The organism is Pseudomonas sp. ZY71 (assembly GCF_036542145.1).
Classification (GTDB): Bacteria; Pseudomonadota; Gammaproteobacteria; order Pseudomonadales; family Pseudomonadaceae; genus Aquipseudomonas; species Aquipseudomonas koreensis_A.
The window spans coordinates 317,766-331,664 of record NZ_CP144274.1; the positions used below are offsets into that span (position 1 = coordinate 317,766).

Genomic DNA, 13,899 nt, shown 5'->3' on the forward strand with positions numbered 1-13,899 from the left:
GAGTGCCGGAAGAGAAATAGCCCCGATACCTTTACGCGGTTGGGGGTTGCGGATCCTGCGAACCAATGGCGATATAGGCGCCTAATAAAATTTCAGGGGTCGTTTCATGCCGCTCGCCACGTTGATTCATCGCGCCAGTTTGCCCTGCCCGCAGGTTCCTGCGGAGCAGGCCCTGCAATGGTTGGCGGAGCATTACGGACTCAGCGGCACGTTGCAGGCCCTTGGCAGTCAGCAGGATCTGAATTTTCGCGTCGACAGCCCGCGCGGGCGGTTTGTGCTGAAAATCTGCCGTGGCGATTACGCCCTGGTGGAGCTGCAAGCCCAACACGCCGGTCTCAAATACCTGGCCGAGCATTCTGCGGTGACGGTGCCGCGGGTGATCGCGGCCAATAATGGCGAGGATCTGCTGTCGCTGGAAGTCGGCGGCGAAGCGGTTCATGTGCGGCTGCTGGATTACATCGAGGGCCAGCCGCTGACGCATCTCGATCACTTGGGTCGTGATGTGGTGGCGGGGTTCGGCCGGCTCTGCGGTGAGATGGATCTGGCGCTGGCCGGGTTCGACCATCCGGGCCTTGAGCGCACGTTACAGTGGGATGCGCGCCACGCCAGCGCACTGATCAGCCATCTGCTGCCGGTGATCAAGGATGAGCAGCAACGCGCATTGATTGCCGATGCGGCAGAACGGCCGAGCGCCGCTTGCAACCGTTGCAGGGCAAACTGCCGGTGCAGGCGATCCACATGGACATCACCGATGACAACGCTGTCTGGGCGCGCGATGCCCAGCGGCACTGGCAATTGCAGGGCGTGATCGACTTTGGCGATCTGGTACGCACCTGGCGCATCAGCGATCTGTCGGTGACTTGTGCGGCGTTGCTGCATCACGCCGGTGGTGATCCGTTCGTCATCCTGCCGGCGGTTCAGGCTTACCACGCGGTCAACCCGTTGCAACACGAAGAGTTGCAAGCGCTGTGGCCATTGATCGTCGCGCGTGCGGCGGTGCTGGTGCTCAGTGGTGAGCAACAGGTCAGCATCGACCCGACGAATATTTACAGCCGCGACAACCTCACCCATGAGTGGGAAATCTTCCGCGTGGCCACTTCGGTGCCGCAGGCGCTGATGGAAGCGGCGATCCTCACGGCCGTCGGTCACAGCTTGCCGGCGATCGACGGCGAAGGTTTTGCGCCCTTGCTGCCCGGTCTGGTCGGGCGTGAATTTGCCCTGATCGATCTCGGTGTCCTCAGCCCGCATTTCGAGGCCGGCAACTGGGAGCAGGAAGGCATCGATCAGCACCTGTTGAACGAAGCGGCAGCTGCCCATGGTTTGGCGGCAAGCCGTTACGGTCAGTACCGTTTGTCGCGCACTCGTCCCGACAGTGCCGTTGAACCGGATACCTTCCCGCTGCACGTGGAATTGCGCGTGCCCGATGGCAGCACCGTGGAGGCGCCATTCGCTGGCGTCGTACATCAAGCCGCAGACGGTGTGCTGCAACTGGATGGCCCGCAACTCAGCGTGCGCCTGTGGGGCGTAACACCGTCGCTGCACAGTGGCGCGGCGCTGGTCAAAGGTCAGGTGCTGGGCGCGGTCAGCGGCCCGTTGCGGGTGCAGTTGTGCCGTGGCGCGCAACTCAATGCGCCGTTGTTTTGCACCCCTGCGCTTGCAGCGGCGTGGCAGGCCCTGTGCCCGTCGCCAGCGGCGTTGTTAGGACTGGCCTGCGATGCCGAGCCGGAGCTGGACGCGAAAACCCTGCTCGAACGCCGCGACGCCAGTTTCGCTCGCACGCAAAAGCACTACTACGTCGACCCGCCGCGCATCGAACGTGGCTGGCGCAATCACCTGATCGACATGCAGGGCCGTTCCTATCTGGACATGCTCAACAACGTGGCAGTGCTCGGTCACGGTCACCCGCGCATGGCAGCGGTCGCGGCTCGCCAGTGGTCGTTGCTCAACACCAACTCGCGATTCAACTATGCGGCGGTGGCGGAGTTTTCCGAGCGCTTGCTGAAATTGGCGCCGGAAGGCATGAATCGAGTGTTTCTGGTCAACAGCGGCAGCGAGGCCAATGACCTGGCGATTCGTCTGGCGTGGGCCTATAGCGGCGGGCGCGACATGATCAGCGTGCTTGAGGCCTATCACGGCTGGACGGTCGGTGCCGATGCGGTATCGACGTCAATCGCCGACAACCCGAAAGCCTTGGAAAGCCGCCCGGACTGGGTGCATCCGGTACCGGCGCCAAACACGTATCGCGGTGAATTCCGCGGTCTCGATTCAGCGCCGGATTATGTGCGCAGCGTTGAGCACCACCTGGAAAAACTCGCCGAGCAGAAGCGCCAATTGGCCGGGTTTATCTGCGAGCCGGTGTATGGCAATGCCGGCGGTATCTCGCTGCCGCCGGGATATTTGAAACAGGTGTACGGGTTGGTGCGCGCGCAGGGCGGCGTGTGCATCGCCGACGAAGTGCAGGTCGGGTACGGGCGCATGGGTCATTGCTTCTGGGGCTTTGAAGAGCAGGGCGTGGTGCCGGACATCATCTGCATGGCCAAGGGCATGGGCAATGGTCAGCCGCTGGGTGCGGTCATCACGCGGCGGGAAATTGCCGAGGCGCTGGAGGCCGAGGGTTATTTCTTTTCGTCGGCGGGCGGTAGTCCGGTCAGTTGCCAGATCGGCATGGCGGTGCTCGATGTGATGGAAGAAGAAAAACTCTGGGAGAACGCGCAGGTGGTCGGTGGCCACTTCAAGGTGCGACTCGAAGCGTTGATCGATAAACATCCGCTGGTGGGCGCGGTGCACGGCTCCGGGTTTTATCTGGGGCTTGAGTTGATCCGCAACCACGAGACGCTGGAGGCGGCGACCGAAGAAACTGCGTTGCTGTGCGATCGCCTGCGCGAGTTGGGGATTTTCATGCAGCCGACCGGCGATGATCTGAACATTCTCAAGATCAAGCCACCGATGGTGACGTCGCGTCAGAGTGTGGATTTCTTTGTCGACATGCTTGATCGGGTCCTCAGCGAAGGCCTGTAAGCCCTCACGCTGACCTCCTGTGGGAGCGAGCCTGCTCGCGAAAGCGGTTTCTCATTCAACAACTGTGTTGATTGATCAATCGCCTTCGCGAGCAGGCTCGCTCCCACATTTGTTTTTGGTTTCTAATTCGATTTGTATCGGTATTTATTGAATTTATTTAGACGAAAGGCATTTAACAAGCTTCTAAAGCCGATATTTATCGGCTATAAAGTCGCCATTGCTCCGGCATGGCGATCTCATGTTCGGTGCGCGCGTTTTTCTTTTCGGTCGAATTGTCGGCCGTCAAAGCACTTGCCCGGAGATGATTCATGAGCCGTATCGTTACCGTTGCCGCCACTCAGATGGCCTGTTCCTGGGATCTGCAAGCCAACCTCGAAATCGCTGAAAGACTGGTGCGCGAAGCCGCCGCCAAAGGCGCGCAGATCATCCTGATTCAGGAGCTGTTCGAGGCGCCGTACTTCTGCCAGAAGCCAAACCCGGACTACCTGCAACTGGCGACGACGGTGGAAGAAAACGTCGCGATCAAACATTTCCAGAAAATCGCCAAAGAGCTGCAAGTGGTGCTGCCGATCAGCTTCTACGAATTGGCCGGCCGTGCGCGTTTCAACAGCATCGCGATCATCGACGCCGACGGCAGCAACCTCGGGATTTATCGTAAAAGCCACATCCCGGACGGCCCGGGTTACCACGAGAAGTACTACTTCAACCCGGGCGACACCGGTTTCAAAGTGTGGAACACCCGTTACGCGAAGATCGGCGTGGGCATCTGCTGGGATCAGTGGTTCCCGGAAGCTGCACGCAGCATGGCCTTGCAAGGCGCTGAAATACTCTTTTATCCAACCGCAATCGGCAGCGAGCCGCACGACAAAACCATCTCGTCGTGCGATCACTGGCAGCGCGTGCAGCAGGGTCATGCCGGCGCCAACCTGATGCCGTTGATCGCCAGTAACCGCATCGGCAACGAAGAACAGGACGGCTACGACATCACGTTCTACGGCTCTTCGTTCATCGCCAACCAGTTTGGCGAAAAAGTGCAGGAGCTGAATAAAACCGAAGAAGGTATTCTTGTGCACACTTTCAACCTCGACGAGCTCGAACACATTCGCAGCGCGTGGGGTTCATTCCGTGACCGCCGTCCGAACCTGTACGGCGCGTTGAAAACCCTCGACGGTTCCCTGGAGTCCTGATCCCGATGACCACCTTGAAAAGTACCCCGCGCGCCGACGGCTTTTACATGCCGGCCGAGTGGGCGCCGCAAACGCAGACCTGGATGATCTGGCCCGAGCGCCCGGACAACTGGCGTCTGGGCGGCAAACCGGCGCAAGCCGCACACGCCGCGGTGGCCAAAGCCATCGCGCGTTTTGAACCGGTAACCGTGGCCGTGTCCGCCGGCCAATATGAAAACGCCCGCGCACGCCTCGACGTGCCGAATATCCGCGTGGTCGAGATGTCCAGCGATGACGCCTGGGTACGCGACAGCGGCCCGACCTTCGTCATCAACAACAGCGGCGAAGTGCGCGGTGTGAACTGGGACTTCAACGCCTGGGGCGGTTTCGACGGCGGTCTGTACTCGCCGTGGAATCGTGATTCGCAGGTCGGCGGCAAGATCCTCGAGATCGAGCGCAGCCCGCGTTATCGCACAGAAGGTTTCGTGCTAGAAGGCGGTTCGATTCACGTCGACGGCGAAGGCACGCTGATCACCACTGAAGAGTGCCTTCTCAACCGCAACCGCAATCCACATCTGGGCCGCGAAGAGATTGAAGCGGTGCTCAGCGCCAATCTGTCTGTGGATAAAATCATCTGGCTGCCGGACGGTTTGTTCAACGACGAAACCGACGGCCATGTGGATAACTTCTGCTGCTACGTGCGTCCGGGCGAAGTGCTGCTGGCGTGGACCGACGATCCGCAGGATCCGAACTACCCGCGCTGCCAGGCGGCGATGAAAGTCCTGCAAAGCAGCACCGACGCCAAGGGGCGCCCATTCACGGTGCACAAAATGCCGATTCCGGGGCCGCTGTACGCGACCGAAGAAGAGTGCGCCGGTGTCGATCCGGTGGACGGCACCCAGGAACGCAATCCATCGGTGCGTCTGGCTGGTTCCTATGTGAACTTCCTGATCGTCAACGGCGGCATCATCGCGCCGAGCTTCGACGATCCAATGGACGCGCCGGCGAAAGAGATTCTGCAGAAGCTGTTCCCGCAGCATGAAGTGGTGCTGGTGCCGGGCCGTGAACTGTTACTGGGTGGCGGCAATATCCACTGCCTTACCCAACAGCAACCCGCGCCGCACAAAGAGTGAGTTGAGTCGTAACAGCTTGAGTTGATTAACAAATCAGCCGAGCAATGATTAGCTCGCTATGCATGTAAAGAAGCCCGCAGCCCGGTTGGACTGCGGGCTTCTTTGTATCCGCTTGTCGACAAATCAGAAACCTTGGCATAGGTCTTGTATCCGACTAAGGGCACTAGGGAGGGGGAAGAACTTCAACAGTTCTGTCATAAACCTTGGATAACGTAGCCGCTCACGAACGGGGAGAGAGCGCTGAAAATGAACGCCGAAGTGAACGTAGTCAGCGAGCGGACGTTGCATCCCATGGCCGTTAACGGCGAATCGCTCCAGATTGTCGCGCACTGGTTGAAGTCCAATGGAACGCGTCAGATCAGGCAACCTGATCCGCGCCGGATGATGATCGAGCGTTACCCCGCTGACCTGTTCAGCGAGGCCGAACTGGACGCGTTGTGGGCTGTGATGGAAGGATAAGAAGAACAACAGGGATTGGTAAAAGCGCTGCCGGGATGGCGGCGCTTTTTTATGCACGACACAAAACCCATTGTAGGAGTGAGCCTGCTCGCGATAGCGGTGCGTCAGTCGCCATCAACATTCACTGGCACACCGCTATCGCGAGCAGGCTCACTCCTACAGGTTTTGCGTTGAATCAGAAGGAATAGGTGCCGGTCATCACGACGCTACGTGGCGCACCCGGCTGGATCTGATACTGGCTGGTCGCCGACGCGTAATACTCACGATCGGTGATGTTGTTCAGCGCCGTACGCAAATCCCAATCCTTGAAGCGGTAGCCGACCAGCGCATCCCAACGGCCATAACCCGGCAACACGGTGGTGTTGGCGTTGTCGGCATAGCGTTGACCCACCAGGGTCAGACCGGTTTCGCCGTACCAGCCCATTTCCGGTTTCCAGGTCAGGAACAGGCTGCCGTTGTGCTTGGCGACGTTGTTGATGCGTTTGCCTTCCAGGCCGTTGTTGTCCTTCTCGATCTTCGCGTCCTGCATACCGACGCCACCGCGCATGTACCAGTTGCCGACAATGTTGCCAGTGGCCGTCAATTCAATCCCGCGCGAGCGCTGCAGACCGGACATCACGGTCAAAGTCGGGTCGTTTGGGTCGGTAGTACGGCGGTTATAGAGTTCCAGGTCATAGATCGCCAGCGTGGTGCTCAAGCGGTCATCGAACCAGTCGCTCTTCACGCCAATCTCTTTCTGCTTGGTCAATTCGGGGCTGAGGTCGTTGGTGTTGCCGGCCGCGCCTGGGGTGATGCCGATCAAGCCGCCGCCCACTGGCGAAAACGTTTTGGACCATGAGGCGTAGAACGAATGGTTCTGCAGCGGCGTCCAGACCAGGCCGACGCGCGGGCTGGTGCTGTGGCTGTCGCGGTCTTCCGAGATGTTGCGCAGCTTGTTGGTCGACTCGATATCGAAGGTGTCGTAACGCAGACCGGCGAGCACTTGCCATTGATCGTTCAAGCGCAGTTGATCTTGCACATATACCGCACGGCTTTCGACTTCGGTGTGGCTGCTGCTGGAGACCTGCATGCTGCCGGTGTGGCGCAGATCGCGATTCGGGTTGTACAAGTCGAGCGACGGCACCGGCTGCGCGCCGGGCGTTCTGCCAGTGGCGGCGTTGTACAGCATCGGATCGCGGCGCTGGCTGCCGATCTCGACGCCAGTGAGCAGACGATGTTCCAGGCCGAAGGTATCGAATCCGCCTTCCAGTTCGAGGTTGTTGTACACGTTGCGGGTGGTCAGATCCTGCTGCCAATGCTGGCGCGTGACCTTGTTGGTCGCCGGCGTGTAACCGGTGAGGTAGGTGTTGTCGAAATCGCTGTCGAGCTTGAACACGCCGAGGGTCTGGCGCAGTTGCCAGTTGTCGTTGATTTCGTAGGTGAGTTTCGAGCGCAGCGATTGCGACTTGTCGTCAATGAAGTCGTGATCGTTGCCGTAGGTGGTGTCCCGACCTACATCGGCCGGACGCCCGTTGACCCCAGGGATGCCGCGATCCGGGGTGCGGTTGTAGCGGCTGTATTCGTACTGCACCAGCCAGTTCAGATCCGGCGTCAGTTGCCAGCTCATCGACGGCGCGAATAGCTGGCGATTGCCGCTGACGCCGTCACGGAAACTGTTTTCATCCATGTTGCCCATGTTCAGGCGCAGGCTGATGTTTTCGCTCGGGTCGGTGCTGAGGTCGGCGTAAAGACTGCGCAAATCTTCGCTGCCAGCCTGAGCTTCGATGGTCGAGCGGCGGCCGAACTCGGGCATCTTGCTCACGCGGTTGACGATCCCGCCCTGACTGCCGCGGCCGTACAGCACGGCGGCCGGGCCTTTGAGCACTTCGACGCGTTCGATGTTGTGCAGGTCGCGCTTGTATTGGCTGTCGTCGCGGATGCCGTCGAGATAGAAATCGTTGCTGGCATCGAAGCCGCGAATGCGCAGGCTGTCGAAGCGAGTGTCGGCGCTGCTGCTGACGTTGGGCATGCCGCTCAAGGCGTCGGCGATGTCATTGGTGCCGTAGTTGGCGACGTTCGAGGTCTTGATCGAATCGATCGCCTGCGGCACATAGCGCACGGGTGTCGAGGTGCGGGTCGCGGTGCTGCTGAGCTTTACCCGTGGGTCATCGGCTTGCGCTTCGGCGCTGATCGCGGTGGCGGGTAACTCGGTCGCGGAGTAGGCAAAACCGCTGGACAGAAAAGCAGAAAGCCCAAGAGTGACGGGCGTAAGACGGAACGGGGCAGGCATTGAACAGCGCATCCGAAAGGGTGGAAGAATTCGATCGCGCGAATGGTAATGCTTTGCATTTACTTCCGTTAATTATTCCTTATAAGTTCCCTTGTCTGATTGTTTCAATTTGTGTCTAGTTCGACACAATCTGACCGGTCGGCCCATTCGACCGATTCATGAAACAGACTGAAAGCCTTTCCAGCGTTTTTCCCCATGAGTGCAGGGACTAATCTGCCGCCATCGATTTCCTCAGTTTTGCTGGAGCTTCCCCATGATTCTGCATTACGTCTACGACCCGTTGTGCGGTTGGTGCTATGGCGCCAAGCCGCTGATTGAAGCCGCACAACAGGTGCTGCCAGTGCTCGCCCATGCCGGGGGCATGATGAGTGGCGCCAACCGCCAGCCGGTTTCCTCGCAACTGCGTAATTACGTCATGCCCCACGACCGGCGCATTGCCGAGTACACCGGTCAGCCTTTCGGCGAGGCGTATTTCGACGGATTGCTGCGCGATCACTCTGCGGTGTTCGATTCGACGCCACCGATTGCGGCGGTCATGGCGGCCGAAGCCATCGACCGAGGCGGTTTGCGCATGCTGGGGCGGTTGCAGACGGCGCACTATGTGGAAGGGCGACGTATTGCCGATTCAGCCGTGCTGTTGGAATTGGCCATGCAGATGGGCTATGCGCAGGAAGATTTCCACATTGCGTTTGAGTCCGTTGATAGCGAGGGGCATATAAAAGCCAGTCGCCAGTTTTTGGCTCAATTGGGCGGTCAGGGTTTTCCAACGATTGCTCTGGAGCAGAACGGCACATTCCAATTGATCGACATCAGCCCCTGGCTGGGCAAACCGCAGGCATTTGCCGATTGGTTGCAACAGGCAATCGTCCTCGATGAAACCGGTAAAACTTCTGCATTTTGTTCTATCGATGGTTGCGCCTGATACGCGCTGGATTCACTGGCTGTTTGCATTTCCCAGCAAGGACTCAGCGCAAAATTTACGTTTCTTAGACGATTTTTACCTATTTAAAGACGATTCTTGAAATTGACACATTGTTGAGGGCGCGGCTACGATTCGGCCCAACGCCTGTGGCCAACCGCCATGACTCAAAACAAGGAGCAGGCCCGCCATCACGTTATCGTGGGCGGGCCTTTTTGTTTCGGGGTGAATAAAAGAGTGCAAAAGCGCCGTTTCCGCCGTTCGACACAGCGCGTTTCAACCCGTAATAAGGAAAACAAAATGTTGAACAAGCGAATCAGTCTGATCGCACTGGGGATGTTGAGTGCCACTCAGGCCATGGCTAACGACCAGGCCGAGTCCAAGGGTTTTGTTGAGGACAGCAGCCTCAAAGTGCTGCTGCGCAATGCCTACATCAATCGTGATTACAAAGACGGCAACAAAGACAAAGCCGAGTGGGGCCAAGCGGCCATCGGTACGTTCTCGTCCGGCTTCACCCAAGGCACCGTGGGTGTCGGTGTCGACGCTTTCGGTCTGTACGCGCTGCGTCTGGATGGCGGCAAGGGCCGCAGCGGCGCCGGTGGTATCGATTTCTTCAAGCAGGAAAATGACGGTCGCGCGAACCATGACATAGCGAAGGGCGGTGCCGCAGTTAAGTTCCGCTTCTCCAACACCGTGTTGACCTACGGCGACCAGATGCCGGCCCTGCCGGTGCTGAACTACGACAACTCCCGCCTGCTGCCGGAAAGCTACACCGGTACCCTGATCACTTCCAAAGAGATCAAAGGCCTGGAACTGAACGCCGGTCGTTTCACCGCTGAATCGCGCAAGAGCGATGAAGGCCGTGACAGCGGTGGTCTGAAGTCGATCAACGTGTTGGGCGGTAGCTACCAGTTCACCGAGAACTTCAAAGGTGCGTTGTACGCTTCCGACGTCGAAGACGTATTGAAGAAACAATACGTGAACGCCAACTACGTGCTGCCCTTCAACAAGGATCAGTCGCTGACCCTGGACTTCAACGGTTACCGCACCAAGCTCGACAGCTCGTACGTTCGCGAAAACACCATTCCCGGCGAAAGCATCGTGACCGGTCGCGACAACAAGATCTGGAGTCTGGCTGCAACGTTCGCCACTGGCCCACACTCGTTCACCGTGGCCCACCAGCGCTCCACCGGCGACAGCAACCTCGGCTACGCCTACGGTGGTTACCAGAAAGATCAACATCGCGTTGGCGACGGTGGTAACACCATCTACCTGGCCAACTCCTACTGGTCCGACTTCAACGCTGAAGACGAACGCAGCTGGCAGTTGGGCTACGGCCTCGACTTCGGCGCTTTCGGCGTACCGGGTCTGAGCTACAACTTCGCTTACGTGCGTGGCGACAACATCACCACTTCCACCAGCGAAGGCGGCACCGAGCGCGAGATCTTCAACCAGTTCAAATACGTCGTTCAATCTGGCCCGGCCAAAGACCTGAGCGTGAAATTGCGCAGCTCGATCCTGCGTGTTTCGCAGAAATCCAGCGAGTACAACGTCAGCGGTAACGAACTGCGTGTATTCGTGGACTACCCGATCAACATCTTCTGATGCCTGATCAAGTGTAAGAAACATGAGAAAAACCCCGACTGGTTCGGGGTTTTTTTTCGACGGCTTTTCGATGAAAACCGGAAAAACCCGTGTTTTTGTCATGTAAAAGTTGTTTTTGAGGCGCTGCAAACTCCGTTTCAAACAGGGCTTTAAATGCCTGAAATTCTTTCTCATGGACGCAAATTCTCCACCTAATAGATTAGGCCGCTCAACGCAGCGGAGAATTTGGTAATGATCGTTTTGAACAGAGAAGTGGGCGAATCGCTACGGCGCGACAAATATGTCAACGTCCAGGGTGGTGACTTCAATCTCTACGGTCATTTTGCCGACTTCGTCAGACTGACCAAAAGTTGGGAAAACATGGAGCCTGACAGCTACTACGGTCAGGCCGAAGCCGGCATGCGTTACCGTCGTTACAGCGACTTCGAGTACAACCCCAAGACTCGCGAGCTGAAGCAGCTCGAACATCGCGCCTACGTGCAGTCGAAAGAGAACAACGCTTATGTTGGCGGCCTGGTACGGCACTTCCAGGACTTCTCCGATGAAGTGATTACTTCACCGGTGATGCGCAGCCTGATCGACACCGATTTCGAAGTGTACAAAAGCGTGCTGCCGGAAGAGCTGCACGATGAAATCTGGCAGTGCCAGATTCATCAGATCCGCATCGAGATCAAACCCGGCAAACAGCTGGAAATCACCCCTGAAGGGATTCACTGCGACGGTTATCCGTTCAGCGGTGTGCACTTCTGGGGCCGCAATAATGTCGAGGGTGCGGAGAGTCGCCTGTACGACATCCACGAGCATCAACTGGCGTCGACCACCTACCAGGAAATTCTCGACACCACTTACTTCCTCGACCGCGACATGCGCCACTACGTGACCCCGGCGCGTAACACCCACACGCATGCCATGGCGTATCGGCAGATTCTGGCGATTTCCTTCTCGCGGCCCGGGACCGCTTTCGACATTGTTCGCTAATCAGATCACCCCAATCGACGGCGTCGAGTGCTCGACGCCGGTGGTGCTGCGACGCGCCACGGCCAAGGATGCGCAGCGCATGGAGCGCTTCTTCCGCCAGTTCGACGAAGTGTCCTTCTGCGAATGGCAGGACGCCAAGTGCCTGCGCGGCGTGCTGATCCAGAAAACCACCACGGCCTATCTCGCCTTCGACGTTGCTGGCGAAATCGTCGGTGCGGTGCTTGGTGGCATGCTCGGCAGTCGCGGCACCATCAACCACTTGGCCGTCAGCCCGCGCTATCGCAGCCAAGGCGTCGGTCAACGACTGGTTGAAGCGGCGTCGTCGGACATGAAACGTGTCGGTGTGTTGCGGATGTTTCTGTTCGTCGACGATGCTAACCTCGCGGGCAAGCGTTTTTGGACTGCCCAGGGTTTTTGCGAGCCCCACGGCGAACGGACATTTGAGAGGGATCTATGAATGAAACGTCCGGCAGTGCGCCGCTGATGGTCAACCATCAGCCGTCGCGCACGTTTGCCGAAGCCAGTCCGGTAGTTGCTGGCTACTTCACGGTGTCATTCGTGTTCGGACTGATGGCCGTCAACGCCGGCCTGCCGATGTGGCTGCCGGTGGCGATGTGTCTGTTCGTGTATGCCGGCGCTTCGCAATTCGCCGCGCTGGCGCTGATCTCCAGCGGCGCCTCGCTGACCACCATTGTTCTGACCACGTTCCTGATCAACGCGCGGCATATGTTGATGTCGGTTTATATGGCCAAGGCCCTGCGCGCACTCGGTTTGAGCCGGATGGAGCGCTGGGCTTACGCCGGTGGCCTGACGGATGAATCCTTCGCGTTCCACAGCGTTAAACTCGGCACTGGCGCACCGGTCAACGTGCGTTATCTGATCGGCTTCAATCTGTTCTGCCACACCTCTTGGGTGCTCGGCGGTTTGCTCGGCGCGGTTTGCGCGCAGTACGCGGCGCACCTGATCAAATATCAGCTCGACTACGCCCTGACGGCGATGATGCTCTACGTGCTGGTGTCGCTGTGCAATACGCGCAACAAACTCATCGCCGCCGCCGCTGCCGTGGTGTGCATGGGCGCGCTGAGTCTGGTCGGCAGTTCGCCGTTCAATGTGTTTATCGCCACGTTTGTGGGCTGCGGAGTGGGTGTATGCCTGACCAAACGTTCCTGATTCTGGTGGTCGCGCTGATGATGGCGGTGACTTTCCTGCCACGCGCGCTGCCACTGCAAGTCAACACCGAGCACTGGCCGCCGTTCGTTGCGCGGGCGCTGGAGTACCTGCCGGTGGCGATCGTCGCTGCGATCAGCCTGACACCCTTGTTGATCAAGGATCAGCACATACAGCTCGATCGCCCGGAATTCTATGCCGCGATTCCGACGTTGCTATGTGCGTATTTCAGCAAAAACCTCTTTCTCAGTGTGGCGGTTGGGACGGCTGCGTACATTGCGCTCGGCTCGTTCATGTAGCGGCAGATCGACGACATCGTTCAACGCCTGGCTCGACAAATCCGGATTGTTCACCGCCAGGCGTACTTCGAGGAAATCCTCGAAACCGGGGAAAATCGTCAGGCCGTTCTTCTGCGCGGCCTCCCGCGAAACCATGCCGACCGCGTCCATCTGCGTGATCAGCGACAGCGTCAGGGTCTCGCTGCACGAATAGACCATGCGCTGGCCGTTCTCGTGATTGCCCAGCCCGGCGTCGAGAAAACGCAAAAAGCTGTGGGAATACGGACAATCTTCCGCAGGACGAACCTGAAACTTGTTGCCCAGCAACGTCAGCGGATCGTTCTCCTGCCCGCAATGCGCACCGACGACTTGTACCTGCACCTCCGGCAAGACAATGCTCGGCAGCCCCGGCCGCTGCGGACCGATCAGCACCGCCAGGTCGAAGTCTTCATTCTTCAGCTTGCTGAGATTTTCCATCGACTCGGCGTAGCTGAATTCCATCTGATAATCGGGAAACACCTCGATCAGGCGTCCGATCATTCGCCGATTGAAATCAGGCGACAAGGTGTTGTTCAACGCAACCTTCAACGTGCGCTGCCCCGGCACTTTCAATGCCTCGACTTTCTCTTCCATCTGTCGCGTGGCAATCAGCACTTTGTCCATATACGGCGTCAGCTCGGTGCCTTGCGGCGTCAGCGTCAGACCTTTGTTGGAACGTCGAAACAAGCGGAAACCGAACTGCTCTTCGACCTTGTTCAACTGCGCGGCCAACGCCTGCACAGTCAGGCACGAATGCTCGGCTGCGGCCGACAACGAGCCGGTCTGCACGATGCGCATGAGGTTGCGTAAGGTTCTGCTATCCATGGGTAATGCCCTCTGAAGTGGGCTGGGTATTGTTGTTTACGAG

11 protein-coding genes and 1 pseudogene are annotated in these 13,899 nt (G+C 58.6%); 10 read left to right on the forward strand and 2 right to left on the reverse strand.

Annotation, left to right across the window (positions count from 1 at the left end):
* Positions 1 to 106 precede the first annotated feature (106 nt).
* From VY732_RS01375 to VY732_RS01390, 4 genes and pseudogenes are all read left to right on the forward strand, one after another.
* Positions 107 to 3,018 (forward strand): annotated as a pseudogene (locus VY732_RS01375) (aminotransferase).
* Positions 3,019 to 3,326: 308 nt separating this feature from the next.
* Positions 3,327 to 4,205 (forward strand): N-carbamoylputrescine amidase, encoded by an 879-nt coding sequence (gene aguB, locus VY732_RS01380; protein WP_116029296.1) that lies wholly within the window; start codon positions 3,327 to 3,329, stop codon positions 4,203 to 4,205.
* A 5-nt stretch (positions 4,206 to 4,210) separates the two neighbouring features.
* Positions 4,211 to 5,317, forward strand: a complete 1,107-nt coding sequence (aguA, locus tag VY732_RS01385; protein WP_331693546.1) for an agmatine deiminase — start codon at positions 4,211 to 4,213, stop codon at positions 5,315 to 5,317.
* Between the two features lie 246 nt (positions 5,318 to 5,563).
* A complete protein-coding gene (locus tag VY732_RS01390) occupies positions 5,564 to 5,776 on the forward strand; it encodes a hypothetical protein (RefSeq protein ID WP_016986304.1) in 213 nt (70 codons plus the stop codon).
* A gap of 175 nt (positions 5,777 to 5,951) precedes the next feature.
* Here VY732_RS01390 and VY732_RS01395 read toward each other — a convergent pair whose 3' ends face one another.
* Positions 5,952 to 8,045 (reverse strand): TonB-dependent receptor, encoded by a 2,094-nt coding sequence (locus tag VY732_RS01395; RefSeq protein WP_331693547.1) that lies wholly within the window; start codon positions 8,043 to 8,045, stop codon positions 5,952 to 5,954.
* Between the two features lie 253 nt (positions 8,046 to 8,298).
* Between VY732_RS01395 and VY732_RS01400 the strand changes: the two genes are divergently transcribed.
* The 6 genes from VY732_RS01400 to VY732_RS01425 all read left to right on the forward strand — a co-directional run bounded on the left by VY732_RS01400 (position 8,299) and on the right by VY732_RS01425 (position 13,013).
* Positions 8,299 to 8,967, forward strand: coding sequence for a DsbA family protein (locus VY732_RS01400; protein ID WP_077570273.1), 669 nt, complete (start codon positions 8,299 to 8,301; stop codon positions 8,965 to 8,967).
* A gap of 297 nt (positions 8,968 to 9,264) precedes the next feature.
* Entirely contained in the window at positions 9,265 to 10,569 is a 1,305-nt protein-coding gene (locus VY732_RS01405) for an OprD family porin (protein WP_077570275.1), read from the forward strand.
* 231 nt (positions 10,570 to 10,800) lie between these two features.
* Positions 10,801 to 11,547 (forward strand): 2OG-Fe dioxygenase family protein, encoded by a 747-nt coding sequence (locus tag VY732_RS01410; protein WP_034151909.1) that lies wholly within the window; start codon positions 10,801 to 10,803, stop codon positions 11,545 to 11,547.
* 79 nt (positions 11,548 to 11,626) lie between these two features.
* Positions 11,627 to 12,004 carry a GNAT family N-acetyltransferase gene (locus tag VY732_RS01415; RefSeq protein ID WP_008080517.1) on the forward strand — a complete coding sequence of 126 codons (378 nt, stop codon included), beginning with the start codon at positions 11,627 to 11,629 and terminating at the stop codon, positions 12,002 to 12,004.
* Complete coding sequence (locus tag VY732_RS01420) at positions 12,001 to 12,717, forward strand: AzlC family ABC transporter permease (protein ID WP_194935420.1); 717 nt, start codon at positions 12,001 to 12,003, stop codon at positions 12,715 to 12,717. The genes VY732_RS01415 and VY732_RS01420 overlap by 4 nt, the downstream gene beginning before the upstream one ends.
* Positions 12,696 to 13,013, forward strand: a complete 318-nt coding sequence (locus tag VY732_RS01425; protein ID WP_007952614.1) for an AzlD domain-containing protein — start codon at positions 12,696 to 12,698, stop codon at positions 13,011 to 13,013. The genes VY732_RS01420 and VY732_RS01425 overlap by 22 nt, the downstream gene beginning before the upstream one ends.
* Here the strand turns inward: VY732_RS01425 and VY732_RS01430 are convergent.
* Positions 12,930 to 13,856 (reverse strand): LysR family transcriptional regulator, encoded by a 927-nt coding sequence (locus VY732_RS01430; protein ID WP_137218341.1) that lies wholly within the window; start codon positions 13,854 to 13,856, stop codon positions 12,930 to 12,932. The two genes, VY732_RS01425 and VY732_RS01430, sit on opposite strands and share 84 nt — an antisense overlap.
* Positions 13,857 to 13,899 lie beyond the last annotated feature (43 nt).

Excerpts from the sequence above, each read along its gene's own strand:
- VY732_RS01395 (WP_331693547.1), bottom strand. The coding sequence starts at position 8,045 with ATGCCTGCCCCGTTCCGTCTTACGCCCGTCACTCTTGGGCTTTCTGCT.
- VY732_RS01390 (WP_016986304.1), top strand. The coding sequence starts at position 5,564 with ATGAACGCCGAAGTGAACGTAGTCAGCGAGCGGACGTTGCATCCCATG.
- aguA (WP_331693546.1), top strand. The coding sequence starts at position 4,211 with ATGACCACCTTGAAAAGTACCCCGCGCGCCGACGGCTTTTACATGCCG.
- VY732_RS01405 (WP_077570275.1), top strand. The coding sequence starts at position 9,265 with ATGTTGAACAAGCGAATCAGTCTGATCGCACTGGGGATGTTGAGTGCC.
- VY732_RS01415 (WP_008080517.1), top strand. The coding sequence starts at position 11,627 with ATGGAGCGCTTCTTCCGCCAGTTCGACGAAGTGTCCTTCTGCGAATGG.
- VY732_RS01400 (WP_077570273.1), top strand. The coding sequence starts at position 8,299 with ATGATTCTGCATTACGTCTACGACCCGTTGTGCGGTTGGTGCTATGGC.
- aguB (WP_116029296.1), top strand. The coding sequence starts at position 3,327 with ATGAGCCGTATCGTTACCGTTGCCGCCACTCAGATGGCCTGTTCCTGG.
- VY732_RS01420 (WP_194935420.1), top strand. The coding sequence starts at position 12,001 with ATGAATGAAACGTCCGGCAGTGCGCCGCTGATGGTCAACCATCAGCCG.
- VY732_RS01430 (WP_137218341.1), bottom strand. The coding sequence starts at position 13,856 with ATGGATAGCAGAACCTTACGCAACCTCATGCGCATCGTGCAGACCGGC.
- VY732_RS01410 (WP_034151909.1), top strand. The coding sequence starts at position 10,801 with ATGATCGTTTTGAACAGAGAAGTGGGCGAATCGCTACGGCGCGACAAA.
- VY732_RS01425 (WP_007952614.1), top strand. The coding sequence starts at position 12,696 with ATGCCTGACCAAACGTTCCTGATTCTGGTGGTCGCGCTGATGATGGCG.